Origin of the sequence: Streptomyces sp. NBC_00443, from assembly GCF_036014175.1 — a bacterium.
Taxonomy (GTDB): domain Bacteria; phylum Actinomycetota; class Actinomycetes; order Streptomycetales; family Streptomycetaceae; genus Streptomyces.
Map to the genome: position 1 here is coordinate 4,957,674 of NZ_CP107917.1, position 24,860 is coordinate 4,982,533.

Annotated in this window: 21 protein-coding genes and 1 pseudogene; 10 read left to right on the top strand and 12 right to left on the bottom strand. The window is 70.9% G+C overall.

The annotated features are described in order from the left end of the window. Positions 1 to 48 precede the first annotated feature (48 nt). Genes OHO27_RS22465 through OHO27_RS22475 form a run of 3 tightly spaced genes read left to right on the top strand, consistent with a single transcriptional unit; the run spans position 49 to position 3,682 of the window. Positions 49 to 936 carry a hypothetical protein gene (locus tag OHO27_RS22465; RefSeq protein ID WP_328426654.1) on the top strand — a complete coding sequence of 296 codons (888 nt, stop codon included), beginning with the start codon at positions 49 to 51 and terminating at the stop codon, positions 934 to 936. A 37-nt stretch (positions 937 to 973) separates the two neighbouring features. Then, positions 974 to 1,627: a TetR/AcrR family transcriptional regulator gene (locus tag OHO27_RS22470; protein WP_328426656.1), complete on the top strand. Its 654-nt coding sequence runs from the start codon at positions 974 to 976 to the stop codon at positions 1,625 to 1,627. Between the two features lie 51 nt (positions 1,628 to 1,678). Beyond that, complete coding sequence (locus tag OHO27_RS22475) at positions 1,679 to 3,682, top strand: HelD family protein (protein WP_328426658.1); 2,004 nt, start codon at positions 1,679 to 1,681, stop codon at positions 3,680 to 3,682. A gap of 34 nt (positions 3,683 to 3,716) precedes the next feature. On the opposite strand, the pseudogene OHO27_RS22480 reads toward OHO27_RS22475, so the two are convergent. After that, positions 3,717 to 4,555, bottom strand: a pseudogene (locus OHO27_RS22480) (nitroreductase/quinone reductase family protein). 203 nt (positions 4,556 to 4,758) lie between these two features. Here OHO27_RS22480 and OHO27_RS22485 point away from each other — a divergent pair. Then, positions 4,759 to 5,340: an HAD domain-containing protein gene (locus OHO27_RS22485; RefSeq protein ID WP_328426660.1), complete on the top strand. Its 582-nt coding sequence runs from the start codon at positions 4,759 to 4,761 to the stop codon at positions 5,338 to 5,340. Here the strand turns inward: OHO27_RS22485 and OHO27_RS22490 are convergent. Next, positions 5,303 to 6,193 carry an NAD(P)-dependent oxidoreductase gene (locus OHO27_RS22490; RefSeq protein ID WP_328426662.1) on the bottom strand — a complete coding sequence of 297 codons (891 nt, stop codon included), beginning with the start codon at positions 6,191 to 6,193 and terminating at the stop codon, positions 5,303 to 5,305. The genes OHO27_RS22485 and OHO27_RS22490 overlap by 38 nt on opposite strands. A 163-nt stretch (positions 6,194 to 6,356) precedes the next feature. Further along, entirely contained in the window at positions 6,357 to 7,292 is a 936-nt protein-coding gene (locus tag OHO27_RS22495) for an NAD-dependent epimerase/dehydratase family protein (RefSeq protein WP_328426665.1), read from the bottom strand. A 152-nt stretch (positions 7,293 to 7,444) separates the two neighbouring features. On the opposite strand from OHO27_RS22495, the gene OHO27_RS22500 reads away from it, so the two are divergent. Beyond that, complete coding sequence (locus OHO27_RS22500) at positions 7,445 to 8,662, top strand: MFS transporter (RefSeq protein WP_328426667.1); 1,218 nt, start codon at positions 7,445 to 7,447, stop codon at positions 8,660 to 8,662. On the opposite strand, the gene OHO27_RS22505 is transcribed toward OHO27_RS22500, so the two are convergent. The 6 genes from OHO27_RS22505 to OHO27_RS22530 all read right to left on the bottom strand — a co-directional run bounded on the left by OHO27_RS22505 (position 8,627) and on the right by OHO27_RS22530 (position 15,714). Then, the gene (locus OHO27_RS22505) at positions 8,627 to 9,517 is read right to left on the bottom strand and encodes a GNAT family N-acetyltransferase (RefSeq protein ID WP_328426669.1); all 891 of its coding nucleotides are present in this window, start codon (positions 9,515 to 9,517) and stop codon (positions 8,627 to 8,629) included. The genes OHO27_RS22500 and OHO27_RS22505 overlap by 36 nt on opposite strands. 420 nt (positions 9,518 to 9,937) lie before the next feature. Further along, positions 9,938 to 11,017, bottom strand: a complete 1,080-nt coding sequence (locus tag OHO27_RS22510; RefSeq protein WP_328426671.1) for a MerR family transcriptional regulator — start codon at positions 11,015 to 11,017, stop codon at positions 9,938 to 9,940. 206 nt (positions 11,018 to 11,223) lie between these two features. Then, positions 11,224 to 11,985, bottom strand: coding sequence for a hypothetical protein (locus OHO27_RS22515; RefSeq protein ID WP_328426673.1), 762 nt, complete (start codon positions 11,983 to 11,985; stop codon positions 11,224 to 11,226). Between the two features lie 141 nt (positions 11,986 to 12,126). Next, positions 12,127 to 13,014 (bottom strand): ATP-binding protein, encoded by an 888-nt coding sequence (locus OHO27_RS22520; RefSeq protein ID WP_328426675.1) that lies wholly within the window; start codon positions 13,012 to 13,014, stop codon positions 12,127 to 12,129. A gap of 131 nt (positions 13,015 to 13,145) precedes the next feature. Then, positions 13,146 to 15,251, bottom strand: a complete 2,106-nt coding sequence (locus OHO27_RS22525; RefSeq protein ID WP_328426677.1) for a Mu transposase C-terminal domain-containing protein — start codon at positions 15,249 to 15,251, stop codon at positions 13,146 to 13,148. After that, positions 15,217 to 15,714, bottom strand: a complete 498-nt coding sequence (locus OHO27_RS22530; protein ID WP_328430509.1) for a TnsA-like heteromeric transposase endonuclease subunit — start codon at positions 15,712 to 15,714, stop codon at positions 15,217 to 15,219. The genes OHO27_RS22525 and OHO27_RS22530 overlap by 35 nt, the downstream gene beginning before the upstream one ends. 306 nt (positions 15,715 to 16,020) lie before the next feature. Between OHO27_RS22530 and OHO27_RS22535 the strand changes: the two genes are divergently transcribed. The 3 genes from OHO27_RS22535 (at position 16,021) to OHO27_RS22545 (ending at position 17,996) form a co-directional block, all read left to right on the top strand. Further along, on the top strand, positions 16,021 to 16,749 hold the full coding sequence (locus tag OHO27_RS22535; protein ID WP_328426679.1) for a helix-turn-helix domain-containing protein: 729 nt from the start codon (positions 16,021 to 16,023) through the stop codon (positions 16,747 to 16,749). 71 nt (positions 16,750 to 16,820) lie between these two features. After that, positions 16,821 to 17,519 (top strand): hypothetical protein, encoded by a 699-nt coding sequence (locus tag OHO27_RS22540; protein WP_328426681.1) that lies wholly within the window; start codon positions 16,821 to 16,823, stop codon positions 17,517 to 17,519. A 141-nt stretch (positions 17,520 to 17,660) separates the two neighbouring features. After that, entirely contained in the window at positions 17,661 to 17,996 is a 336-nt protein-coding gene (locus tag OHO27_RS22545) for a DUF2516 family protein (protein WP_328430510.1), read from the top strand. Between the two features lie 227 nt (positions 17,997 to 18,223). Here OHO27_RS22545 and OHO27_RS22550 read toward each other — a convergent pair whose 3' ends face one another. The 3 genes from OHO27_RS22550 to OHO27_RS22560 form a co-directional block, all read right to left on the bottom strand. Next, positions 18,224 to 19,525 carry a PP2C family protein-serine/threonine phosphatase gene (locus tag OHO27_RS22550; RefSeq protein ID WP_328426683.1) on the bottom strand — a complete coding sequence of 434 codons (1,302 nt, stop codon included), beginning with the start codon at positions 19,523 to 19,525 and terminating at the stop codon, positions 18,224 to 18,226. Positions 19,526 to 19,879: 354 nt separating this feature from the next. Continuing rightward, positions 19,880 to 20,962, bottom strand: coding sequence for a C40 family peptidase (locus OHO27_RS22555; RefSeq protein WP_328426685.1), 1,083 nt, complete (start codon positions 20,960 to 20,962; stop codon positions 19,880 to 19,882). Between the two features lie 720 nt (positions 20,963 to 21,682). After that, entirely contained in the window at positions 21,683 to 22,501 is an 819-nt protein-coding gene (locus OHO27_RS22560) for a class I SAM-dependent methyltransferase (RefSeq protein WP_328426687.1), read from the bottom strand. 436 nt (positions 22,502 to 22,937) lie between these two features. Between OHO27_RS22560 and mshA the strand changes: the two genes are divergently transcribed. Both mshA and OHO27_RS22570 read left to right on the top strand, forming a co-directional pair. Next, positions 22,938 to 24,275, top strand: a complete 1,338-nt coding sequence (mshA, locus tag OHO27_RS22565; RefSeq protein WP_328426689.1) for a D-inositol-3-phosphate glycosyltransferase — start codon at positions 22,938 to 22,940, stop codon at positions 24,273 to 24,275. Continuing rightward, complete coding sequence (locus OHO27_RS22570) at positions 24,268 to 24,768, top strand: YbjN domain-containing protein (RefSeq protein ID WP_328426691.1); 501 nt, start codon at positions 24,268 to 24,270, stop codon at positions 24,766 to 24,768. The genes mshA and OHO27_RS22570 overlap by 8 nt, the downstream gene beginning before the upstream one ends. The last annotated feature ends 92 nt before the right edge of the window (positions 24,769 to 24,860 follow it).

Genomic DNA, 24,860 nt, shown 5'->3' on the forward strand with positions numbered 1-24,860 from the left:
GGCATATGACGTCCCGTCGGGCATCGCAGCTGCGGAGGTGAGTCAGGGATGCCCGAGCGGGGGAGCGGATCGGCCGACGACGGAGTGGGGCAGCGGCTGAGGCGGTTTCAGGAGCGCTTCGAGCCGGTGGTGACCCGCGTCCTGCTGATCGGCATCTTCGTCACCGGACTGACCGCACAGTTCGTCAAGCCGGTCGGTGACGCTCTTCAGGGCAAGGCGTACCTCGGTGGCGCCCTGCTCAGCCTGGTCGGCTACGTGCTGTACGACGCGGTCCGGGAGTTGTCCGCATCGATACGGGTGCCGTCGCGGGCTCTGGTGAACTCAAGTCAGCTGGGCGGCTTCGTCAGCGAGGCCTTTCAGGCTCGACGCGTGGAGATCAGTTTCCTCGGCTACACCGGCGAAACCCTCTACAACGAGCTGTACCACCGCTTGGAGGGCCTCTTCGACAATCCGGGGCCCACCCGGATCGTGTCGGTGCGCATGCTGGTACCGGACTTCGGCCAGCCGATGACCGTGCCCTCAAAGGTCGGTGAGGATGCCGTTCCGGTGGACGACCCGGCCTTCCGGCTGCGCATGTTCCGGCGCTGTCAGGAGTACGACGACATCCTGGCGGACCTCGCCGGACGGCTCACCGCCACGGGCAGGCTGACCGTGCGATGCGAGTACCGCTGCTATCCCGGGATACCGCGCGACAAGATCTGCATCTTCAACCGGAGCCAGGTGCTGCACGGCCTGTACGACGTGTCGGCGCGGATGCGTCTGCACGAGATGGGGCCGGAGTTCTACGACCCCAAGGGGTACAGGACCGACCTCAACGTGTGGTCACGGGAGGGCACGGCCGCCGCCGAGGCCGCCGTCGCCACGTGGATCAAACACTTCGACGACCTCTGGTCCCTGGCGAAGAGGCCGGACTGGCCACAGCGGGCGGCTGCCTGAGGGCACCGCCGCTTCGGCCGCGCGTAGGCTCGTCGTCATGAGCGAGACCGGCGGAAACGGGGCGGGCACAGGCGAGATCGGCCTGCGCGAGCGCAAGAAGCAGCGGATGTATCAAACCGTCTCCGACACCGCCATCCGCCTCTTCCTCGAGAAGGGCTTCGACGCCGTCTCCGTGGCCGAGGTGGCCGCCGCTGCGGAGATCTCCAAGCCGACGTTGTTCCGGTACTTCCCGGCGAAGGAGGACCTCGTCCTGTACCGGTTCGCCGATCATGAGGGCGAGGCGGCCCGGGTGGTGCGGCAGGGGAGCGGCTCGCCCGTCGAGGCGCTGCGGCGGCATTTTCTCGACGGGCTGGAGCGGTGTGACCCCATCACCGGGCTCAACGATCATCCCGAGGTGCTCGCCTATCAGTCGCTGCTGTACGGGACACCCGCGCTGGCCGCCCGGCTGTACGGCTTTCTGGAGCGTTCGGAGGCCGCGCTCGCCGAGGCGCTGGGCGGAGGGCTGGACGGGCGGCTGTCCGCCGGGCAGATCGTTGCCGTGCAGCGGATTCTCGCGCAGGAGAACTGGCGGCGGATCGCGGCGGGACAGCGGGTGGCCGCTGTGCGGGGGGACGCGGTCGCGGCTGCCGAGCGGGCGTTCGGGCTGCTGGAGGCGGGGTTGCCCGCCGCGGTTCGGCGCAACCATGGCTGAGGCTCGGTAAAAAAGTTAACTCGGTTACGTTATTTCGGTACGCTCCTTGGAATGACGTCACTGCATCACGAGCTCGCCCGCGAACGCGCCCACCACGACCGCTGCCGAACCGCCCTCACCGCCATGGTCGACGGTGCCCAGGAGCACGTCGTCACCGCCGAGGACGTCTCCGCCTCCGGTGCCGACGCCGAGGCGCTCGGTTACCGGCTGCGCAGCCGGGCGAAGGCGATGCGGGAGCTGCCCGAAGGGCCCTTGTTCTTCGGGCGGTTGGACTCCGGTCGGCAGGCGCTGCACATCGGGCGGATGCGGATCAGCGAGGACGTCGCCGCCCCGCCCCTCGTCGTCGACTGGCGGGCTCCCGTGTCCAGAGCCTTCTACCAGGCCAGTGCGCGCGACCCGCAGGGCGTCGACGTACGGCGGCGGTTCGGCTGGGCACCCGGCAGCCGCGGGGACTCCGCCGACCTCACCGGCCTGGAGGACGAGCACCTCGACCGGGGCGAGTCGCGCGTCAGCGACATCGTCGCCCGGGAGATCGAACGGCCCCGCGTCGGGCCCATGCGGGACATCGCGGCCACCATCCAGCCCGAGCAGGACGATCTCGTACGAGGTGACCTCGCCGTCTCCGTGTGTGTGCAGGGCGCTCCCGGCACCGGTAAGACCGCCGTCGGCCTGCATCGCGCCGCGTACCTGCTCTACACCCACCCGCAGCGCATCCGGCGCGGCGGCCTGCTGATCCTCGGGCCCAACCCGACCTTCCTGTCGTACATCTCCGAGGTGCTGCCCGCCCTCGGCGAGACCGGCGTACGGCAGTCCACGCTGCGGGACGAGATCGCCCGGCAGCCGGTCACCGGGGTGGATGACGAGAGGGCGGCCGGTCTCAAGCACGACGTCCGGATGGCACAGGTGCTGTGGCGGGCGCTGTACGCGAGGGTGGGCGGACCGGGCCGCGTCGACCCGCTCGTGCTGGCCGACGGTTCGTATCGGTGGCGCGTTCCGGAGGACGAACTGCTGCGGATCGTCGCGGGGGTGCGGGCCGAGGCGTCGCCGTACGGCGTCGGGCGGGAGCGGGTGCGTACGCGGGTGGTGCGGCGCATCCAGGAGCAGGCCGAGCGGCGGGCCGGACCGCGGAGCAACGCGTGGGTGCAGCGGATCTCGCGGGCCCGGGCGGTCGGGGCGTACGTCGATGCCGTATGGCCGCGGGTGCGGTCCGAGGAGGTCGTGGCTCAGCTGCTCGGCGACCCGAGGGCGTTGGAGGAAGCCGCCGACGGGCTGCTGGACGCGGACGAGCAGAAGGCGCTGCTGTGGGCGAAGCCGCCGCGGTCGTGGAAGTCGGCGCGCTGGTCGGCCGCCGATCTCGTGCTCCTGGATGAGGTGGCGGGACTCGTCGAGCATCCGCAGGGGTACGGCCATGTCGTCGTGGACGAGGCGCAGGATCTGTCGCCGATGGAGTGCCGGGCGATCGCGCGACGGGCGGTCTTCGGGTCGGTGACCGTGCTCGGGGATCTGGCACAGGGGACGACGCCGTGGGCGGCGCGGTCGTGGGAGAGCGTGCTGGGGCAGCTGGGGAAGCCGGACGCGGTGGTCGTACCGCTCACGACGGGGTTCCGGGTGCCCGGTCCGGTGCTGGCGCTGGCCAACCGGCTGCTGGAGCGGCTGGATGTGGAGGTCCCGGCGGCTCGCTCGCTGCGGGCGGACGGGGAGCTGCGGTTCCGGGAGGCCGAAGGCGATCTGCTGGGCGCGGTCGTGGGGGCCGTACGGGATGCGCTGGGCCGGGAGGGGTCCGTCGGGGTCGTCGCGGCCGACGCGGACGCCGACCGGGTGCGGGAGGCGCTGGCGGCGGCCGGGATCGAGGCGGGGGGCGCGGACGAGCTGGGCGCGCGGGTGACCGTCGTACCGGCGAGTGTGGTGAAGGGGCTGGAGTACGACCATGTCGTAGCCGTGGAGCCGGCGGCGATCGTGGCGGCGGAGGAGCGGGGGTTGCAGCGGCTGTATGTGGTGCTGACGCGGGCGGTGGCGGGGTTGGAGGTGGTGCACGGGATGCCGTTGCCTTTTTGAGGGCGCCGACGTGCGGGCGGCCTCCCGTGCAGCCTTACGCGGCGTCCAGTATCGGGAGCAACTGCTCCTCCTCGTACGTCAGATGCGCCTCCAGCTCCGCCGTCAGGCGCTCCACCTCGCCGCGGGCGGTGGCCGGGTCCGGGTGGTCGGCGGTCACGGCGTGGCGCAGGTCCTCCACGAGGGCGGCGATGCGTTCGTGCTCCTCCCCGAGACGGGCCAGGGTGGGGGCGAACTCGGGGTGCCGGCCGGCCAGGAACGGGAACAGGGCCACGTCCTCGCCGGTGTGGTGGTTGTGCAGGCCGGCGCAGAAGGTCAGGCAGTTGACGCGGAGCTGGGCGCCCAGAGTGGCGCCGCCCCTGGCCATCTCCTCGCGGATCAGGGCGAGTTCGCGGCGGAAGGCGTCGTGCACGACCTTGATGGCCTCGCCCATGGACGAGGCGTTGATGTTCGGGGGCCGTCCTGGGCGATCTCGTGCAGGGCGACCACGGGGATCACCCGCCGTGTCTTCTCCTGGTACTCCGCCCATCCCGGATCCGCCTCCACGGCCCGCGCGAAGGCCCGCTCACGCTCCTCGCCGTCGAGTACGACCGCCTGCGCCTCGTACGTGAACGCACCGCTCTCGATGGTGACTTGAGGGTGCGCGAGGAGGTTGTGGAACCACGCCGGGTGGCTGGGGGCGCCGCCGGCCGAGGCGATGACCAGGACGCGGTCGGCGCCGTCGGGGAGGTAGCCGACGGGGGTGGTGTGCGGGCGGCCGGTGCGGGCGCCGGTGGTGGTGAGGAGGATCAGTCGGGCGCCCTCGAAGTAGCCGCCGACGCGGCCCTTGTTGGCGCGGAACTCGTCGATGACCTGCTGATTGAAGTCGTTGGGCATTCTCTCTCTTTCTCTGTCGCTGGATTCCGTCACTGGGTTTCGTGCGGATGGAAGGCGAAGAGAAAGAGGCGGGCTCCTGGCCCGCCGCCGCAGCCTCACTCAGAGGCCGGGCAACACCCAACTCGATCACGGCACAAGGCCGACCCGGCAGTCATACCGCCGACAGTAGCGCAGCACCCCGGCCGGGGTAGATCCTTTTTCTGATGCTTCTCTTCCTGGACGTCGACGGGACGCTGATCCCCTTCGGGGCGGAACGGCCGTACCAGCTGTACGAGCCGGTCCGCGCCCTGCCGCAGAGTGCCGACCACCCCCTCCTCGCCCGTATCGACCCGGCACTCGGCGCCCGCCTGACGCGGCTCGCCGCCCTCGGCTGCGAGCTGGTGTGGGCCACGACCTGGCTGGACGACGCGAACACCTGCATCGCCCCGTGGCTGGGCCTGCCCCCGCTGCCGGTGATGGACCGGCCGGACGAGGACGACGAGCCCGGCTCCGCCCCCGGTTCGGGCGCCGGTTCCGCCCCCGACGCCGGCTCCGGTTGCGACCTCGGCCGGCCCCGTGGCCTGCACTGGAAGACGCGGCCCCTGGTGTCCTGGGCCGCCGGCCGGCCCTTCCTCTGGGTCGACGACGAGATCACCGACACCGACCGGGCCTGGGTGGCCGCCCACCATTCCGCGCCCGCTCTCCTCCACCGTGTCGACCACCGCCACGGGCTCACCGAACGGGACTTCGACGTACTGGAGGAGTGGGTCATCCCGCCTGGGGGCGGCGCCCCAGCAGCTCGGTGACCCGGATGAACCCGTCCGTGCCGTGCCCGAGCCCGATGACCCGGCGGGCCTGTCCCTCGGCCGCGCGCATGACGCCCGCGTCGATGCCGTGGGACTCGGAGGCCTGGACGATGTGGGCCATGGAGGAGACGGCGGACGTGACCGGGTTGAGCTCGCCGGAGTAGGTGCCGTCGTCGACGTCGCCCGCGAGCCCCTCGAACAGCGGCGGCAGGATCGCGCCGATGCCCTGCGCGAAGGGGGCCAGCTCCCGGGCGGTGATGCCCTCGGCCCGCGCCACGGCCAGGGCGTGCGCGTAGCCCGACATGGCCGTCCAGAAGATGTCGAGCAGGGCGACGTCGTAGGCGGCGGCCCGGCCGATGTCCTCGCCCAGGTGGGTGTGGGTGCCGCCGAGCGCGTCCAGGACGGGCCGGTGCTCGCGGTAGAGGTCCTCGGGGCCGCTGTGCAGGGGCACCGCGTCGGACGTCCCGATGGTCGTGGTCGGCGTCATGATCGCGCCGTCCAGATAGCGGATGCCGTGCGCGGCCGCCCACGCGGCCGTGTCTCGGGCGCGGGCCGGGGTGTCGGCGGTCAGGTTGACGACCGTACGGCCCTTGAGAGCGCCGGTCACGGCATCCTGCCGCAGGACGGCGTCGGCGGCGTCGTAGTTCACCACGCAGACGACGACCAGCTCACTCGCACCGACCGCTTCCGCCGCCGAGCGCGCCCCGACCGCACCACGGCCGAGCAGTTCTGCGTCCTTGCCCGGCGTGCGGTTCCACACGGTGGTCCGCAGACCGGCAGCCAGGAAGGCGCCGGCCAGCGCCCGTCCCATCGGCCCCAGACCGAGCACGGTGACGGCGGACGATGCGGGCATGGACGTATCCACGATGGAGCTCCCTTGAGGAAGAAAAGAGGCAGTGCAACGGGCGCGAGAAACGAGCGCGCGGGACCGGGAGACCGATCACCTGGCCTCCAGGGTCGGACGGCGCCGGAGCGCTGCCAAGTACGCACAAAAAGGTGCGTGTCGGCGCCCGCGGCTACGACCGCGCCAGCTCCTCCCGGAACCCCTGGCGCCACGAGGGATAGCGCGGCTCCCAGCCGAGCTCCCGCCTGGCCTTGGCGTTGGAGAACCCGCGCCCCTCGGTCATCATCAGCACCGCCACCTCACCGGCCAGCAGCCGCGCCAGCCACTTCGGCACCCGCAGCGGCGGCTTCGCTCCCGCGCAGTCGGCCAGATACGGCAGCCACTCACTGGCCGGGGCCGGTTCGTCGTCGACGATGTTGAACACGCCCCGCGCCTGCTTCTCCACGGCCAGTACGGTGGCGCTCGCCGCGTCGTCGAGATGCACCCAGGAGCAGTAGCCGGTGCCGCCCCCGACGAGCGGGAACTGCCGCTTGCGTACGAGTTCGACCTGGTCGTCGGTGGCGCCCGGACCGTAGAACCCGCCGTAGCGCAGGACCGTCCCGTCGGCCTCGAGGACGACGTCCTGGATGTGGCGGATGCCCTCCGCCAGCGCGTGCAGCCTGCCCGTCTCCACGGGCAGCGGGTCCTCCTCGGTCTTCACCCAGCCGCCCTCACGGATGCCGTTCCAGATGGCGGCGCTCTGCGCGACGAAGTGGGGGACGCCGGTCGCCTCGGCGGCGGCCAGCAGGTGGTCCGTGCCCTCGGTGCGCAGCCGGTTGGTGGTGGCGAACCATCGGTCGAAGTGCTTGATGTCCGGCTTGCCGGAATGCGGCATGGAGATCGCCGTCATCTGGTGCACGACCACGTCCGGCCGCGCCGCCGCCACCGCCTCGCCGACCGACACGGCATCGAGCCCGTCCATGACGACCCCGTCCGCGCCCATCTCCTTCAGCAGACCCAGCTTGGCCGCGCTCGTCGTAGTGGCCGTCACGTGATGCCCCCGCCCCACGAGCAGCGGCACCAGCCGCCGCCCGATGACCCCGGTCCCACCTGCCACGAACACCCGCATGACACTCACCGTCCCGATTCCGGAATACCTCTACGAAACCTTGGACGTACCGCCCGCGCGTTTTGTGACACGGCGGCCGACCGGTTGCGGGTGTTCACCTCCGTGGCCGGTTCGGGTCGGCGTCGGCCTCGGCCGCCGTAGGGTGCCGGGCCGTGACAGTGTCTTCGGTTCAGGTGCCACTGTGGCGCGACCCGCAGTTCGTCCGGCTCGCCTGCGCACGGGTCGTCTCCGTGCTGGGCAACGGCTTCGCACGGGTCGCCCTGGCTTTCGGGGTCCTTGCCCTGCCGGGCGCCGGCGCAGGGCGGTTGTCACTGGTGGTGGCCTGCCAGGCGCTGCCGCAGTTGGTGTTCATCCTGGCAGGCGGCGTGATCGCGGACCGTATGTCGCGGTCGAGACTGATGGTCCTCGCCGATGCACTGGGGGCGGGGGCGTACGCGGGGCTGGCCGCCATGGTGCTGACCGGGCACGCACCGCTGGTGGCGATGTGCCTGCTCGCGGCGGCGGCCGGCACGGCGACAGCCCTGTTCGCCCCGGCGATGGACGGCCTCGTACCGCTGATCGTGCCCGCGGACCGGCTGCAACGGGCCAACGGGCTGCTGCGGATGGGCACCAACAGCTCCCTCCTGCTGGGCCTGGCGCTGTCCGGGGTGACCGTGGCACTGGTGGGCGCCGGCTGGGCACTCGCGCTCAACGCGGCGTCCTTCGTCGTCAGTGCCGCGCTGATCGCCCCGCTGAGGGTGGCCGCACGGCCGCGCAAGAGGGCGTCGGGCTGGGCCGATCTGCGAGAGGGGTGGCAGGAGTTCGCCTCCCGGCAGTGGCTGTGGGTCGTCGTCTCCCAGTACGCCTTCGTCGTCGCCGCGCTCAACGCCAACGTCGGGGTGCTCGGCCCACTGACGGCCGAGCAGCACCTCGGCGGGGCGCGGGCGTGGTCGGTGATCGTGGGGGCGCAGGCCGTGGGCACCATCGCCGGCGCGGGACTCGCGGCCCACGTGCGGGTGAAGCGTCCCCTTCTGGTGGGCGTACTGTGCACATTCCCGGCCGCCCTGCCGATCGCCCTGCTCAGCGCCGAAGCCCCGGTATGGCTGATCGCCACGGCCATGTTCGGCGCCGGGATCGCGAGCGACGTCTTCGGCGTGCTGTGGGCCACGACCATCCAGCGGGAGATCCCGGAGCGGGCCCTGTCCCGCGTCAGTTCCTACGACTGGTTCGGCTCCCTGGCCTTCGCCCCGCTCGGCCTGCTGGTCGCCGGACCCGTCGCCGCGGCCGTGGGCACCGGACGGACCCTGGCCGGCTGTGCGGCCCTGATCGTCCTGGCCACCACGGCCGCCCTGCTCTCACCTCAGGTGCGCAGCCTCCGCACCGGAACCTGAGAAGTCGTACGCGGACCAGTCGGTGAGCGTGCGGTAGCCGAGACGCTGGTAGAGGGCGTTGCTCGTGGGGTTGGACAGGTCCGCGAACAGCACGACGTCCTTCGCGCCCGCGGTCAGGGCGGCCCGGCTCACCTCGGCCGTCACGGCGCCCGCGTAGCCGTGACCGCGCAGGTCGGCCGGGGTGTAGACGATGTCCACCTGGATCTGGCCGCCGATCAACGGGTTCATGCCGGCGATGGAGACGGGAGTGCCGTCCGGGGTCTCCCACAGCGTGTAGCGCTTGTCGGCGAAGCGTGTGCTCGCCCAGGAGCCGGCGTCGATGGAGACGACTTCCCCGACGGCCTTGGCGAACTCGCCGCACCAGAACATGACTTGTTCAAGATCCTGCTCGCCCAGGACGCGGCCCCGGCCCGCCGGCATCGGCTCCGGTGGCGTGAGCGTGCCGAGGCGGTACAGGCGCAGCCGCGTGTCGCGGAGCTTCGCCGTCGCCCCGGTTCGCCGCTGCCAGGCCTCGGCGAAAGCGGTGGCGGTGCCGTGGTCCGCGTTGACGGAGGGCAGGGAGTGCCCGAGGGCGGCCAGGTGGGCGGCGAGGGAGTCGGCCTGCTCGGGTGAGAGCGGGGAGAGGCCCATCGCGCGGGGTGGGAGCCGGCAGAAGGTCGCGCGGACCTCGCCCGCCTGCTCCAGCATGCCGAAGACCGGGGCTTCGGTGCCGAAGGCGTCCGCCCCACGCGTCCGCACTCTCTCGGCCCACGTCAACTGCATGACGTGCGGGCCGGGCCGCGAGCGCAGGAAGCCTCCGGCCCGGGCCAGGAAGTCGTCGACGTCTTCGGTGAGGTGCCAGCCATCGGGTCGCATGCTTCATGATTCCGCGTGCCTGCGGGTGTGCCCTGTCGTTTTCAGCCAGGGCGGGGCGGGAGGATGCCGGGGACGTGTCCCGGCAGGGGCCGAACTTCGAGGCCGGACATCTAGGCCGGACATCTAGGCCGAGTGTCCTGTCCCAGGTAACTGTGGGCAGGGCGAGGGTCTGACCTGTGGTGCCTACGGATGAGTGGGACAGGTCGGTGGGTGGTGTCCCGCTCAACCGTAGGCAGCGTGATGTTCATCCGCGGAGCCAAGCCAGCAGGCGCCGTGGAGTCGGTCGCGACGTGTCGGCCGTCGTGGCTCGGGGAGCCGGCTTGGCTTTCCTGACTTGTTGGGCGAGTCGGTATGCGTCGGCTTCACGGATGAGTTCTTGAGAGCGGATCTGGTGCAACTCGAAGTGCATGCCGTCCGCTCCTACTGCTGGAGCTCCGTCACGTCGGCGACCACGCAGCTGACGTTGTCGGGGCCGCCGGAGCCGTTGGCGAGGGCGATGAATTCGCGGACCGCCTGCTCGGGCTCACTGATCTCGGAGAGCACCCGGTGGATCTCTTCGGTCGGCACGACGGTCGACAGGCCGTCGGAGCAGACCAGGTAGCGGTCTTCCCGCTGGGCGTCGTGCAGGCGCACGTCGGGGGTGCCATCAGCGCCCCGGCCCAGGGCCCGAATCAACAGGGACCGCTGGGGGTGGGAGACGGCCTCCTCCGGGCTGATGCGTCCTTCGTCGACCATCGACTGCACCATGGTGTGATCGTGGGTGATCTGGAACAGCTCTCCGTCGCGCAGGAGGTAGACGCGGGAGTCACCGATGTGGACGAGGGCCAGCTGTGAGCCGGTCCAGAGCATTGCGGTGAGTGTGGTGCCGGCCTCTTCGGGCGATGAGGCGGGTCCGGCGACGCCGTTGACGGCCTGTTTGGCCTGTTCGATGGCGTCTTCGAGGAGGTTGAGGAGATCGCCTGCCGGAATGCTGTCGGTTTCGAGGTGCTTGAGCGCGTCGACGGCAGCGGCGCTTGCGGGGGCTCCTTGGCTGCCGAAGCCGTCGGCGACGGCGAGCAGGCGGGACCCTGCATAGGCGGTGTCCTGGTTGCTCTCACGGACCAGGCCCGTGTCGGAAAGAGCGGCGTAACGGATTCCCAGGGGCTTGGCGGTCGGAGACATGGTGGGGTCCTTCCAGGACAGATGGTCGATGAGGAAGGAAGCGAGGTCTCGCCGCGCCGCGGTGTCGGCCTCGACCTGAGCCCAGAACGCGCGGACCTCCCGGGCTGCCGGGCCTGCCTCCAGCGTGCAGACGTGCTGGATGCGGGCCAGGGGCATGCCCAGGCGTCGGAGCCAGGCGACCAGCCGGGCCTGTTCCAGTTGTTCCGGTGCGTAGAGGCGGTAGCCGGTCACCGGGTCGACGCGAGCGGGGGTCAGCAGGCCGAGCTCGTCATAGAGACGCAGCGCCTTCGGCGACAGGCGGGACGCCTTCGCGAACGCCCCGATGGTCAGCAACCCCATGCTCGCTCCTCCTCATGCCGAGCACATCGCCCGGCCCCACTGATGCTGTGGCCTCCCCCAAGGTGAAGGTCAACCAAGGTTCTGCTCGGCTGCGTCCGATGGTCTCGACCGATGCCGAGCTGTTCTATCTCAGATAGGTCCGGACATCGTGGGCCGTTGACCCGGGATGCCCGGACTTGAGTGAGACGGGGAAGGCGGGGACTGTCTCAGTTGGCGATGAGTGTGGCTATGCCTTCGGGGTTGCCGAGCCGATACTCGATCTCTGCGGCTGATGACTTGACGGTTTTCGTGAGCCAGATGCGGCTGGTGCCACGAAGCGGGCTTCCGGTGGGGAAGCGCTGGTGGAACTCGGCGATGCTGTCGATGGAGACGTAGAAGTCGTCGCTCATCGCCAACTTTCTCCAGCGGGGAGACGTGAACATGTGGATCAGCGCGACGCGTTCGGGGAATCCGGCTGCTGTCAGCCAGGGTGCTTTCATGTCCGGCTCGACTTCGGGCCCCTTGGCTCGGACCAGGTCGTGAAGGATCTCGGCTCGGCGGACGAGCCGGTAGTGGCGGTGTGCGAGGCCAGTCCAGAGCCGAGTGGTGACGTCCTGGCAGATATCGATGAGGGCCGGGCCGTGGTGCCGGCGAAGGCGCCAGTAGCGCTGCTGGGCTCGAACGATGTCGGGGGTGCGGGACAGATCGAGTTGTTGCTCTGGCGCATGGACATGCTGGCCGACCCAGAGCTTGTGGCGGATGCAGACGTTGTCGTGGATAGGCGCCCAGATTTGAGCGGGAAGTGTCGCGCCGGTGCGCGCGACGACGCAGCGTCGACAGGCCCAGCGAAGTACGTGGTCATCCGGGATGGCGGGTCGGTCTAGAGAGCGGTCGTCGGCCTGGAGGTCGGAGATCGTGCGGGCCAGGTGCTGTCGAGACTGACCGCTGAGTATGCAGAGGGTATCGAGGCTGGTCAGGCGGGATTCCAACCAACGTGACGGGGCCCGCAGCCGGGCTAGGGGGACATGGTTCGCCAAGGCCAGCCAGGCCCAGTAGGACGACTCGCACTCGCCCGGGAACGGCGGCAGGGGGATGGGCAGGGGACGGACAAGGGCCGGGCGGAACACGGTTCACCCGGTGCGGGGCAGGGGCGAGGGGCGGCTGCCGGAGGACTCGCTGCTGTGGTCGATGCGGATGTTCTTGGCCGTGGTCCGGGTGATGCACTCGGTCCCGTCGAGGATCGCGGAGATCGCTGCCGCCCGGACGAGGTGGGAGAGGCTTCCGATCATGCCGCCCGTGCGCTGGTGCAGGTGTTTCGCCATCTTCACCAGGGTGTTCGGCTCGTGCCGGTGGAGGCGGAGGGTGTTCTCCATGGAGGCGATCAGGGACCGCCACTCGGCGTTGAGGGGGAAGGGGCCGGTGCGGATGAGGATGCACCGGCCCGCGAGTTGCTTGCCACGGATGCCGGTGAACAGCCCCGACTGCTCGACGTTGATGCCGGCATAGACGAACGTCGCCGGCAGGTGCTCGGTGAAGTACTTCAGGTGGTCGGAGAGGTCTTCGCCGGCGATGGTGGCGTGGTTGAGCAGGTGGATCTCATCGACCAGAACCAGATCCGTGCGGGCCTCGAGCAGCACTTGGCAGACTGCGCTGGTGACGTCGATGGTGTTGTGCCTCGGGCCGATCACGGGCAGGCCGAGGAACCGGGCGAACTCCATGGCGAGTTTGCGCGGGGACCCCTTGGGTGGGGCGGTGATGTAGACGACCGGGATGCGGTCACTTCCCGGATAGCGCTGCCGAACGCGCAGTTCGTGCAGGCGGCCGAGTTGCTTGAGCGCGGTGGTCTTCCCGGTGGTCCACTCCCCGGAGACGATGAGTCCGCGCCGGGCGCCGTGCTCGCGCTGGTTGAGCAGGGTCAGCAGCCGTCCCTGGTGGGCGATCTCCTTGACCGTGGACGTGCGCACGACCTGGAGTTCGGAGTGATAGGCGATGCGGGCCTCGTCGTAGGCGTCCCGCATCGGCGGGCTCAGGGCCTGCCACTGGCTCAGGCAGCAGGTCGAAGACGGCCGGGTCCTCGTCGACGAACCGGCGCCAGCCCTCCAGCCGCGTGGACGGGTCCGTGCGGTCCTCGCCGGGCTCGGGAACTTCCTCACCGTCCGGGTCCGGCGTGTTCACCACCACCGTCGGCCTCCTTGCGTGCGTCGAAGATCTCCAGCGGGATCACCTCAGCGAGTTCGTCCTCGTCCGTCTCCACCGGTTCGGCAGCGGGCTGTTCGGCCGGCTCGTCCGGCCGGGGCCAGGAAGGTTCGGCGGTGGCCCGGGTCCGGGCGGCGACCTTGCGGTCCCGCCCGCTGAGGCGAGACGCGCGGGACGGTTTCGCGGGTTTGTCCTCCGGGCGGTCGGCAGCGCGGTCCAGTAGGGCGACGGCGGCCTGGGCGATCTCGTCCTCGGTCGCCGGGTCGGTGCCGCGCTGGGCCAGGATGCGGCGGGCGTGGTCCCAGGCCAGTTCGCCCATCGGTATCGGAGCTGTGCGAAGGTGCCGCCAGATGGCGGTGATCCAGCCGCCTTCGCGGTGGTTGCGCACCCAGACGCGGGAGATGTCGTAGGGGTCGTAGTGGACCTCCCAGCTCCGCCCGTCCGGTCCGGCACCGGACGGTTGGCGCCGGAAGGGGTTCAACTCCGCGCTGTCGTAGGTGCGATGGCCAACGCGGATGCCGTAGGAGTTGATCCTCCGCCGGCAGCGGGGCAGCAACTCGATGTACTCGTCCGGGCTGAGCGCGACCGGGACGTGCCCGGCCGCCGCGACCAGGGCGGCGTACTTCTCGTTCGGACTCAACGCCTTGCCGGGCATCAGCGGGTCCCGCAGCCCGTCGTGCGGCCGGTTCTGCCAGTGGACGATCCACTCCTGCAGCAGCTCCTGGAGCCGGTGGATCGTCCAGAGGGCCTCCGCGGCCGGATCGGCGCCGCGGTGTTCGGTGCTGCGTCCCTTGTGGCCGGGCAGGTGCTGGACGAACATCGTGGCCACCGAACCCAGCGTCGTCTCGATATGTGGCTTGTCCGTCGGGGTGTCGGGGTGGGCGGGCTGGAAGGAGATACCCAGCGACTGGCAGGCCGAACGGAACGTGTCGGAGATGCATGCCTTGCCCCGGTCACAGACGATCGTCTCCGGCGTGATCACGGGGACAGCCGCCGCCTGAGCCAGCCGGTCATCCAGCGCCATCAGCGAGGCGTGCGGCAGCACCGAACGGGACATCCGCAAAGCGTCCGCCCAGCCCGGCCGCATCGGCTCCGGCGTCATCGCCCGTGCCAGCAGCAGCGCGGCGTCCACCGCCTTCGTCGACGGCCGCAGCACTGCCGCGGCCAGCGTGCGGGTCGCGATGTCCACGATGCCGGTCAGCTCGACGGTGTCCACTGTGCCGTCGTCGTGAACGACCAGCACATCCAGTGGAGTGGAGTCGATCTCCATGACCTCGCCCGGACGGGCTGCGGTCAGCTGGCCGAACATGCCGTCCGGTTGTTTCGCCAACGAGCGGCGGGTGCGGGCCGAGCCCAGGGTGTGCCGCCCGGAGGTGACCGTCTTCAGCAGCCGGTAGAACGCTGTGCGCGACGGCAACGGCACGACTCCGGGTCCGTGTTCGGCCTCCAGGAGGCGTTCCATCCGGCGCCGCAGCACCTGTGCGGAGACCGTGGACCTGCTCGTCTGCTCGTCCACGACCTTGCGCAGGGCCTCGACCACCCGCCGGTCGGTGCGGCCGGTGCCGTCCGAGACGGCCCGCAGCCGCGGGTCGACCAGACCGAGAACTCCCTCGTCCTCGAAACGGCGCCGCATCCTCTGGATCAGCGCCAGCGACGTCGTGTGCCCGGTCTCGGCCAGTTCGGCGGCCTTGGCCAGCTCCCGCTGCCGCAGCGACCTCACAGCAGGGTCGTACTCGGCCCGCACCGGGACCTGCGGATCATCCAGCGGGCGGCCCGTGAGCATCTCCACCAGGTGCCGCTGCCACCACTCGGCTCGCTCGACTGCCTTGGCCGGAAGCCCCTCCAGCACCCCGGCCGCCGGGACCACCGCCCGCACCGAGGCCGGGGTGACCACCTCGAAGTCGGCGGAGGACAACAGATGGGCCAGCATCACCACGCTCGCTGACTGGGCCTCGTCGACCAGCCGGACCGCGGTCCCCTCCAGCGCGGCCACCGTGTGCAGTCGCCCGTCGAACCGGACCCCATCACCCGCTCGCAGCAACCGCGGACGCGACGGCATCCCCGCTCCCTTCCCGCACCGTGCCGAGCCGGACCCGCGAGCCCGCCGACAACAGCCGGGCCTCCAGATCCACCGCCAGAACCCGGCGCCAGAGCAGATGGAACAGCACCGGCAGCACCGCGATCTGATCACCCACCCGCAGGGCCCCGGCCAGCAACCCGCCGCCGTCGGCGAACACCTCCACCAAGCGGGCAGCGACCTCCTGGTGGTGCACTCGCGGATGCCTGTAGCCGGCCAGCCACCGCACGTTCGCCATCAACACTCCATCCGGCGTCCCCACCCGCACGAAGTCCCAGCCCACCGACCGGCAGGCCGCCGCCGTCACAGCGAACTTCGCCGCGTCATCCGGCGCGATCCGCTCGTCCGGACGCATGTCCACCACCAAGCCCGTGCCGTCGACGCGGCGGACGAAGAAATCCGGCGTGTGCCGCACCCGCTTCCCGTCCGCCCCGGCCCACGACAGTCGGAACGGCTGCTAAGCCGTGCCCGTCACCAGCGGATCGAAGTCGAGCAACATCAGATGGTCGCGCTCCAGCCACGACTCATAGCCCACATGCCCGCCGCAGGTCGCCGACCAGTACCAGCCGCACCAGTTCGCCTGAGCACGCCTACAGAAGAGTGGGACTGCCTACACATCGCAGAGACAGGACACCGGACCTCGAGGCCGAGCACCGACGGTGTGGACCATCTGAGTGGCCGTCACGTGGCGTGGCGCACTTTTGCAAGCACGTGCTTGCAATAGTTAGCGAGGGTGGGGCAAGGTGGAGGCATGGCATCGCTCAACGTCGGCAATCTCGGTGAGTACCTGCGCGACCAGCGGCGCAATGCGCAGCTGTCGTTGCGGCAACTCGCCGATGCCGCCGGGGTGTCCAATCCGTATCTGAGCCAGATCGAGCGCGGGCTGCGCAAGCCGAGCGCGGAGGTGCTGCAGCAGGTCGCCAAGGCCCTGCGGATCTCCGCCGAGACGCTGTATGTGCGGGCCGGCATCCTCGACGCCGAGCGGGACCGGGACGAGGTGGAGACGCGCGCCGTCATCATCGCCGATCCCACGCTGAACGAGCGGCAGAAGCAGGTGCTGCTCCAGATCTACGAATCCTTCCGCAAGGAGAACGGGTTCGGGATATCCCCCGAGGCGGGCGAGGCCGACGAGGCACATGAGGCCGCCGAGGCCGCCGAGGCGGTCGAGGCAGTCGAAACGGTCGAGCTGGCCGAGGCCGTCTCGGCGGACCCCGGCGCGGTGGACCCCCGGCAGAGCGACGGCCACGGCGACAGCGGCCGCGACGACGCGGCGGACGCTCAGGTCGGCCGCGACGACGCGGCGGACGCTCAGGGCCGTGACGCCGCCGTACGCCGCAGCCGTAAGACCCGCACGGACGGCAGCGATGCCAAGGCGGGCGGCCGTAAGTCCGCCGCCCGCCGTACCCGCACGACCCATACGTCCGACGGCAGTGACGCCGACCCGGAGAACCCGAACAACCCCCGGCAGTCGGCCGGCTGACCACGCACACCGGCAGGCCGACCGCGGGACCGAAACCCTCACCTGAAAGCAACCCGGGAGGACCACCCACCATGGCCATCACCGACGACCTGCGTAAGACCCTCAGCGACCCGACCCCGCTCTACTTCGCCGCCGGCACCGCCGAGCTGGCCCTCCAGCAGGCCCGGAAGGTGCCCAGCCTGGTGGAGCAGCTGCGCTCCCAGGCGCCGGCCAGGTTCGAGGCCGTTCGCAACACCGACCCGAAGGCCGTCCAGGACAAGGCCACCGCCCGCGCCAAGGAGGCGGGTGCCAAGGCCAAGGAGGCGCAGGAGACCTTCCAGACCAAGGTCAACGAGTTCGTCAGCAGCCTGGACGCCGACTTCAAGAAGTTCGGCAGCAACCTGGACGCGGACGTCAAGAAGCTCGGCACCAGTCTCGACGCCGATCTGAAGAAGTTCGGCGAGGGCGCCCAGGACTTCGCGCTGCGCACCATCGGTGTCGCCGCCGAGTACGCCGTCAAGGCCCGTGAGACCTACGAAAAGGTCGCCGAGCAGGGCGAGCAGGCCGTGAAGACCTGGCGTGGCGAGGCCGCGGAGGAGATCGAGGAGTTCGCGATCGCCGTCGAGCCGAAGGCCGAGCCGGTCGAGGTCAAGGCGGAGGCCAAGCCCGCCGAGGCCAAGCCCGCCGTGCCCCAGCCCGCCGCCGAGGCCACCCCGGAGAAGAAGGCCCCGGCCAAGAAGGCTCCGGCACGCAAGCCCGTCGCCAAGAAGACGACGCCGCCCGCCAAGTAACACGGACGGGTGAAAAGGGGCCGTAGAACACGGGTCGGGCACTTACGGAGTGCTCGGCCCGTTGTTCGGGTAGCCGGCCTGCGGTTGCGGGTACGGTGAGCGCGTAGGTATGAGCCGAATCGGGTGGTGGACGTTGTGCTGATGCAGGGCTTCGCGGGGTTCATGTGGCTGCTGAGCATGGCCCTGATCCTTTTCAGCGGCTTCGCGCTGATCGATGCGGCCACTCGCCGCGAGGACGCCTACCGCGCGGCCGACAAGAAGACCAAGCCGTTCTGGCTGCTCGTCCTCGGGCTCGCCTTCGTGGTGAACCTGATCTTCAACATCCTGTCGTTCCTGCCGATCATCGGCCTGATCGCGACGATCGTGTACATGGTGGACGTACGCCCCGCGATCAAGGGCCTGCCCGGCGGCGGCCGCAGCAGAAGGGGCGGCTCCAGCAGCGACGGCCCCTACGGCCCGTGGAACGGCGGCCGCTGATCAACACCCCGAGCGGCGGCGCCCCGTAAGGGGCGCGGGGCTGTAGCGATGTGCGGCTGTAGCGATGTGCGGCTCAGCCGCGTGGGCGCGACCAGCCACAACGCATCAGCAGTCGGAAGACGACAGGGCCCTGGGGCGCGCCCTCGCTCTCGCCGACCCGCGGCGCCCCCGATGGTTGTCGCCGACCCGCGGCGCCCCGCTCTCGCCCACCCGCGGCCCGCCCCCGCTCACACCGTCCGGTCGAGCAACAGCACAGCCACGTCGTCCGCCAGCTCGCCCCCGTTGAGGTTCCGAACCTCATTGACGGCGGCCCGCAGCAGCGTCTCCCCCTGCAGCCCCTCCGAGAGCTGCCGCCGCACCATCTCCACCATCCCGTCCTGCCCCAGCCGCTCCCGGCCCTCGCCGATCCGGCCCTCGATGAGGCCGTCGGTGTAGAGCATCAGGCTCCACTCCGCCCCCAGCTCCACCTGCATCCGAGGCCACCGGGCCCCGGGCAGCAGCCCGAGCGCGGGCCCGTTGTTCTCGTACGGCAGCAGCCGCGCAGCCCGCCCCGGCCGGGCGAGCAACGGCGACGGATGGCCCGCGAGACACAGCCCGGCCCGTCGACCGTCCGGCGCGATGTCCACCGTGCACAGCGTCGCGAAGATCTCGTCGTCGGACCGCTCATGCTCAAGGACCTGCTGCAGCGTGCCCAGCAGCTCGTCCCCGCACAGCCCCGCCAGCGTCAGCGCCCGCCAGGCGATCCGCAGCTCCACACCGAGCGCGGCCTCGTCGGGCCCATGGCCGCAGACATCGCCGATCATGGCGTGCACCGTGCCGTCCGCGGTGCGCACGACGTCGTAGAAGTCACCGCCGAGCAGGGCACGTGACCGCCCCGGGCGGTAGCGCGCGGCGAACCGCAGCGAGGAGCCCTCCAGCAGCGGCGTCGGCAGCAGACCGCGCTCCAGGCGGCGGTTCTCCTGGGCCCGCAGACGGCCTTCGGCCAGCCGTCGCTCGGCCGTGTCGGAACGTTTCCTCTCCACGGCGTAGCGGATCGCCCGGCTCAGCAGCCGCCCGTCCAGCTCGTCCCGGAAGAGGTAGTCCTGCGCACCGACGCGCACGGCCTCCGCGCCGCGCTCGGCGTCACCGGACGCGGTGAGCGCGAGGACGGCGTGCCGGGGCGCGAGCTCCAGTACGTGCTTGAGCACACCCAGCTCGTCCTCGTCGCCGCTTCCGCCGGGCGCGGGCAGCGCGAGGTCCAGCAGGATGCAGTGGACGTCGTCGGTGAGCAGCCGTCCGGCCTCGGTGAGGTTGCGGGCGGTGCGCACACGGATCGGCTTGCCGGCCGCGTCGAGCATCTCGGGCACGACCGTCGAGCCGCCGGGATCGTCCTCGATCAGCAGCAGCGTCAGATTGGTGTGGGTGTTGTTCTCGACCTTTGATTCCTTACGCGGAGCCTCTTCCATCGAGGAGCCGCCTGGGGATGCGGCCGGCGCCTGACCACTTTCCACGGCCGGGATCGCTCTCTGCCGCGGTATGGGTACGGGCATCGTCTTGAGTTCCTTCCCTCCCCCCGAGGGCATGGTGGGAACGAGGGACCTCGATCCACCGACGGGGACCATAGCGGTTGTCGGCGCCGCAGCGGAATGGTGTGGGGCACGCCGTATGGAAGCTGGCCACTGTCATATGCCGCGTTCCGTACCGCAGTTGGACAGGGTGGTGGAGGAGCGGGGATGACGAAGGTCACTTCGGTGCACGGTTTGGTGCCGATGTGGCGTGGGGTGGGTCACGTGGTGCGGGTCACGAGTCGCCGGTCACAAGTCCCCTGAACCGACCGCCATAAGCGCCTATGTCCCCCGCAGGGTCCACCGGCACGACCCGGACATCACAAGTCTCCCCAATGCTTACGCATCGGGTCGAACCACCCCGAGGATCGGCATCGTGCCGGCCCCCGCGACCGTCACCGTCCGCCCGGGGCGCGGGGCGTGGACGATCGCGCCGTCGCCGACGTACATGGCCACATGGCTGGCGTCGGCGTTGTAGATGATGAGGTCGCCGGGGCGCATGTCCTCGATGTCGATGCGCTTCAGCTGCTTCCACTGCTCCTGCGAGGTCCGCGGAATCCCGCGCCCGGCGCTCGCCCAGGCCTGCGACGTCAGGCCTGAACAGTCGTACGTCTTGGGCCCCTCGGCGCCCCATTCGTACGGTTTGCCGAGCTGGGCCGTGGCGTACTCAAGGGCCTCCCGGCCCTTCTCGGAGGCCTTGCCTTTGATGTCCTTGAGAATGCCGGAGTCCAGCCAGGCGGTCTGGGCCTTGTAGGCGGCCTGCTCCTCCAGCTCGGCGAGGCGGTCCTTTTCCTCCTCCTCCAGCTGGGATTCGAGCTCTTCGGCCGCCGCGATCTGCTTCTTGATCTTCTTCTTGGCGGCGGCCTTGGCCTTGCGGCCCGCCTCCAGCTTCTGCCACTGGGCGGAGGCGTCCTTGGCGTACTGCTCCAAGTCCTGCTGGGTGCGGGTCATCTCCGCGAGCAGCCCCTTGGTCGCGCGCTGGCCCTGCAGAACGCGGCCGGTGCCGTCGAGGAACGCCTGCGGGTCGTCGCTGAGCATCAGGTGCGCCTCGTCGGGCAGCCCGCCGGAGCGGTACTGGGCGGCGGCCGCGGCGCCGGCGCGCTTCTTCAGCTCGGCGAGCCTCTCCTGACCTTTGACGATCTTCTTCGCCAGGGAGACGATCTCGGCGGACTGCTTCTCGGCCGCCTCCTCGGCGGCGTTGTACTCATCCGTCGCGACGGCCGCGTCGTGGTAGAGCTTCTCCAGCTTCTTGCGAACGGCCTCAAGGTCCTTGTTCGACACGGTGGCCGGCGCCGACGAGGAGGGAGACGCGCTCGGCGTGGGGGAGGGAGCCGCGAAGGCCGTGCCTGGCGCCGCGAGTACGGTGACCGCACAGACGACGGTCACAGCCGCTGCGATCAGGCCGCGCTTGCCCGAACCCATACCACTTCCCCCAAACTGATGTCCCGTCAGTAACATACAAACGTCCGGGGATCGTGCCACGACGACGCGCAAAGTGACAGAGGTCTGCTTCCCCCCGTTCCCTCCTCGTCACCCCGATCTCCCCGCCTTTGTGACGAACGACTCCCGGAGATCGTTCCCTGCGGGGCGGTGAGTCAGGCGGGGGAGTTGGGGGCGGGCGGCGGCGCCGGGCGCGCGGAGCCGCGATGACGGGGTCGGGCGACAGGGACGTGCCCGGTGTCAGTCCTCAGGGCCGGGCCGCGTGGTCAGGCCTCGGGTCGGGCCCCGGAGTCGGGCGGCGAGACAGGCAGGGGTGTTGCGGACGGCCCAGGCTGAGCCGGTCGGGCCGGGCCCGCGAAGTCGTGGCGATGGGTGGGTGACGGGCCGGCCCCGGAGTCAAGTCGTCAGGGCAACCCGCGGGGTCAGCCGGCGGGGCCGGACCACGGAGCCGGGCGATGGAGGCAGGTGACTGGGCCAGGCCCGTGGAGTCGGTAGGCGGGGCGTGACGATGAACGGCGCCGTGGAGTCAGCCGACTGGGTGGTGCGACCGTGGGAAGGCCCTTGCAGTCGGCCGGCGGGACGGCGTGATGGTGAGCCCATGACCCTGGAGTCAGCTGACGGGTGGTGCCACTGCGGGCAGGCAAGCCGCGGACATGCAGAGTCAGATCGCCGCGACGCAGCCCCTCGCAGGCCCGGCCCGAATCATCCCCCCGGCGCCAACGCCTCCCACCGCACCGTCACTTCACCCTGCCGCCACCGCACCGGCCCGTCCGTCACCGGCCAAACGGTCGTAAGGTCCCGCACCGCCCGGATCCACCGCTGGCGTGCCCCGTACGACGCGTAGGGAGCCGCGGCCGCCCAGGCGCGGTCGAAGTCGCGCAGGAAGGCGTGGACCGGTTCGCCGGGGACGTTGCGATGGATCAGTGCCTTCGGCAGCCGCTCGGCGAGGTCCGACGGCCGCTCCAGCGAGCCCAGCCGGGCGGCGAAGGTGACCGTACGCGGCCCCTCCGGCCCGAGCGCGACCCACACATGCCGGCGCCCGATCTCGTCGCAGGTTCCCTCGACGAGCAGCCCGCCACGCGCCCCCGTCACCGGATCGGCCGGCGCAAGGCGCGCACACAGCCGCTCCCAGACCCCGGCGACCTGATCCTCCTCGTACTGCCGCAGCACATTGGCGGCGCGCACGAGCAGAGGCCGCTGCAGGACCGGGATCTCGAACCCGCCGTGCCGGAAGACAAGCCCCTCCCGCTCATACGGCTTCGCGGCCGCAACTCGCGCCGGTTCGATCTCCACGCCGACCACACGCGCGCGTGGCGCGACGGAACGCAGCCGGCCGAGCAGCTCCACGGCGGTCCAGGGAGCAGCGCCGTACCCGAGGTCGACCGCGACGGCGTCACCGGCCCGTCGCAGCTCCGCGCCATGGGTGACGGCGATCCAGCGATCCATACGGCGCAGCCGATTCGGATTCGTGGTCCCGCGCGTAACGGTGCCCACGGGGCGGGCGAAGGCGCGGGATGTCATGCATACGAGGGTAAGTGGCCGACATCAGGCGGAACGCCACCCGCACTGGCGCCACGGCGAGCAGGGGACGTGCCGGGGGGTGTCCGCCCGCAGCGGCGGGCGTCAAGGGACAGCCCTTCTTGAGGCACAGCAACCGCCCGACCGAGGACGGACACCCCCGGCGCGGCCCCGACCCACGACGAACGAGTAGTGCGCAACGCGAACCCCCACCAACCGCCACAGGCCGCCGCAGGCATCCGCACCAGCCACCCACCCCCCCCGCCACGCACCCACCACCCCCCACGCACCCAGCCCCCGAACAGTTGAGCGACACCCGGTAATGCCTCGGCAAAAACCGCCCCACCAGGAATGGGAACCCCTCCCTCCGGCGTTGCACCGCCTTGGAGGGCGCTCGCACTCTCCAGCAGGCATGCCCGTAGCCAAGGAGGAACGCCACGTGAGCCAGTACGTCAGCAGGCTCAGGCACCGCTCCCCGGCGGCCCCCTCGCGACTCAGGCTCCACCGCCGCCCCCGCCGCGTGGCCATGCTCTCCGTGCACACCTCCCCGCTCCATCAGCCCGGCACCGGCGACGCCGGCGGCATGAACGTCTACATCGTCGAGCTCGCGCAGCGCCTCGCCGCGATCAACATCGAGGTGGAGATCTTCACGCGCACGACGGCCACGGGCCTCCCGCCCACCGTCGACCTGGCCCCCGGCGTCCTGGTCCGCCACATCGACGCCGGCCCCTACGAGGGACTCAACAAGGAGGACCTCCCCGCCCAGCTGTGCGCCTTCACCCACGGCGTGATGCAGGCCTGGGCCGGCCACCGCCCCGGCTACTACGACCTGGTGCACTCCCACTACTGGCTCTCCGGCCACGTCGGCTGGCTCGCCGCCCAGCGCTGGGGCGCCCCCCTGGTGCACGCCATGCACACCATGGCCAAGGTCAAGAACGCCAACCTGGCCGACGGCGACACCCCCGAGCCCGCCGCCCGCGTCATCGGCGAGACCCAGATCGTCACGGCCGCCGACCGCCTGATCGCCAACACGGCCGAGGAGGCCGACGAACTCGTACGGCACTACGCCGCCGACCCCGACAAGGTCGCCGTCGTGCACCCCGGCGTGAACCTCACCCGCTTCTCGCCCGCCGACGGCCGAGCAGCCGCCCGCGCCCGCCTGGGCCTGCCGCAGGACGCCCTGATCCCGCTCTTCGCAGGCCGCATCCAGCCCCTGAAGGCCCCGGACATCCTGCTCCGCGCGGTGGCCGTGCTCCTGGACGAGCACCCCGAGCTGCGCTCCCGCATCCACGTCCCGATCGTCGGCGGCCCCAGCGGCAGCGGCCTCGCCAAGCCCGAGGGCCTGCAGAAGCTGGCCGCCCGCCTGGGCATCGCGGATGTCGTACGGTTCCGGCCGCCCGTCGGCCAGGAGCAGCTCGCGGACTGGTTCCGGGCGGCATCGCTGCTGGTCATGCCGTCGTACAGCGAATCCTTCGGCCTGGTGGCCATCGAGGCACAGGCGGCCGGCACACCCGTGCTGGCGGCTGCGGTGGGCGGCCTGCCGGTCGCGGTCCGGGACGGCCGTACCGGCTTCCTGGTCCAGGGCCACAACCCGGCCGACTACGCGCGCGTGCTGCGCGCCTTCGCCGACGACCCGCATCTGTCCCCGCGGATGGGCGACGCCGCCGCACGGCACGCCCTGTCCTTCGGCTGGGACACCTCTGCGGCCGCCACGGCGGACGTCTACGCGGCCGCGACCCAGGCCTACCGGCGTCGCGTACGCTCCCACCATGGCTGACGTACAGAAGGCATCGCAGGTCGTCGAGGCAGCCCTGAAGGACGCGGACCTGGAGTGGGAGACCCCCACTCCCGGCACCTACGTCGTCAAGCTCCCCGGCACCCGCAAGCTCTCGACGACCGTCTCCCTGATCGTCGGCCGCCACTCCCTGTCGCTCAACGCCTTCGTCATCCGCCACCCCGACGAGAACGAGCCCGGCGTCCACCGCTGGCTCCTGGAGCGCAACCTCAAGCTCTACGGCGTGAGTTACGCCGTCGACCAGCTCGGCGACATCTACGTCACCGCCAAACTGCCGCTCGCCGCCGTCGCCCCCGACGAGATCGACCGCCTCCTCGGCCAGGTCCTGGAGGCGGCGGACGGCGCCTTCAACACCCTCCTTGAGCTGGGCTTCGCGTCCGCGATCCGCAAGGAGTACGAGTGGCGCGTCTCGCGCGGCGAGTCGACGCGGAACCTGGACGCGTTCACACATCTGACCCAACGCCCGCCGGACTGACATAGCGACGGGCTGAGGCCGGCGCAAAGGTCCGCACCAACTCACCCTGCACGACCCCTTCCGTGCGTCCGCAGGGCCGTGCCATGCTCACG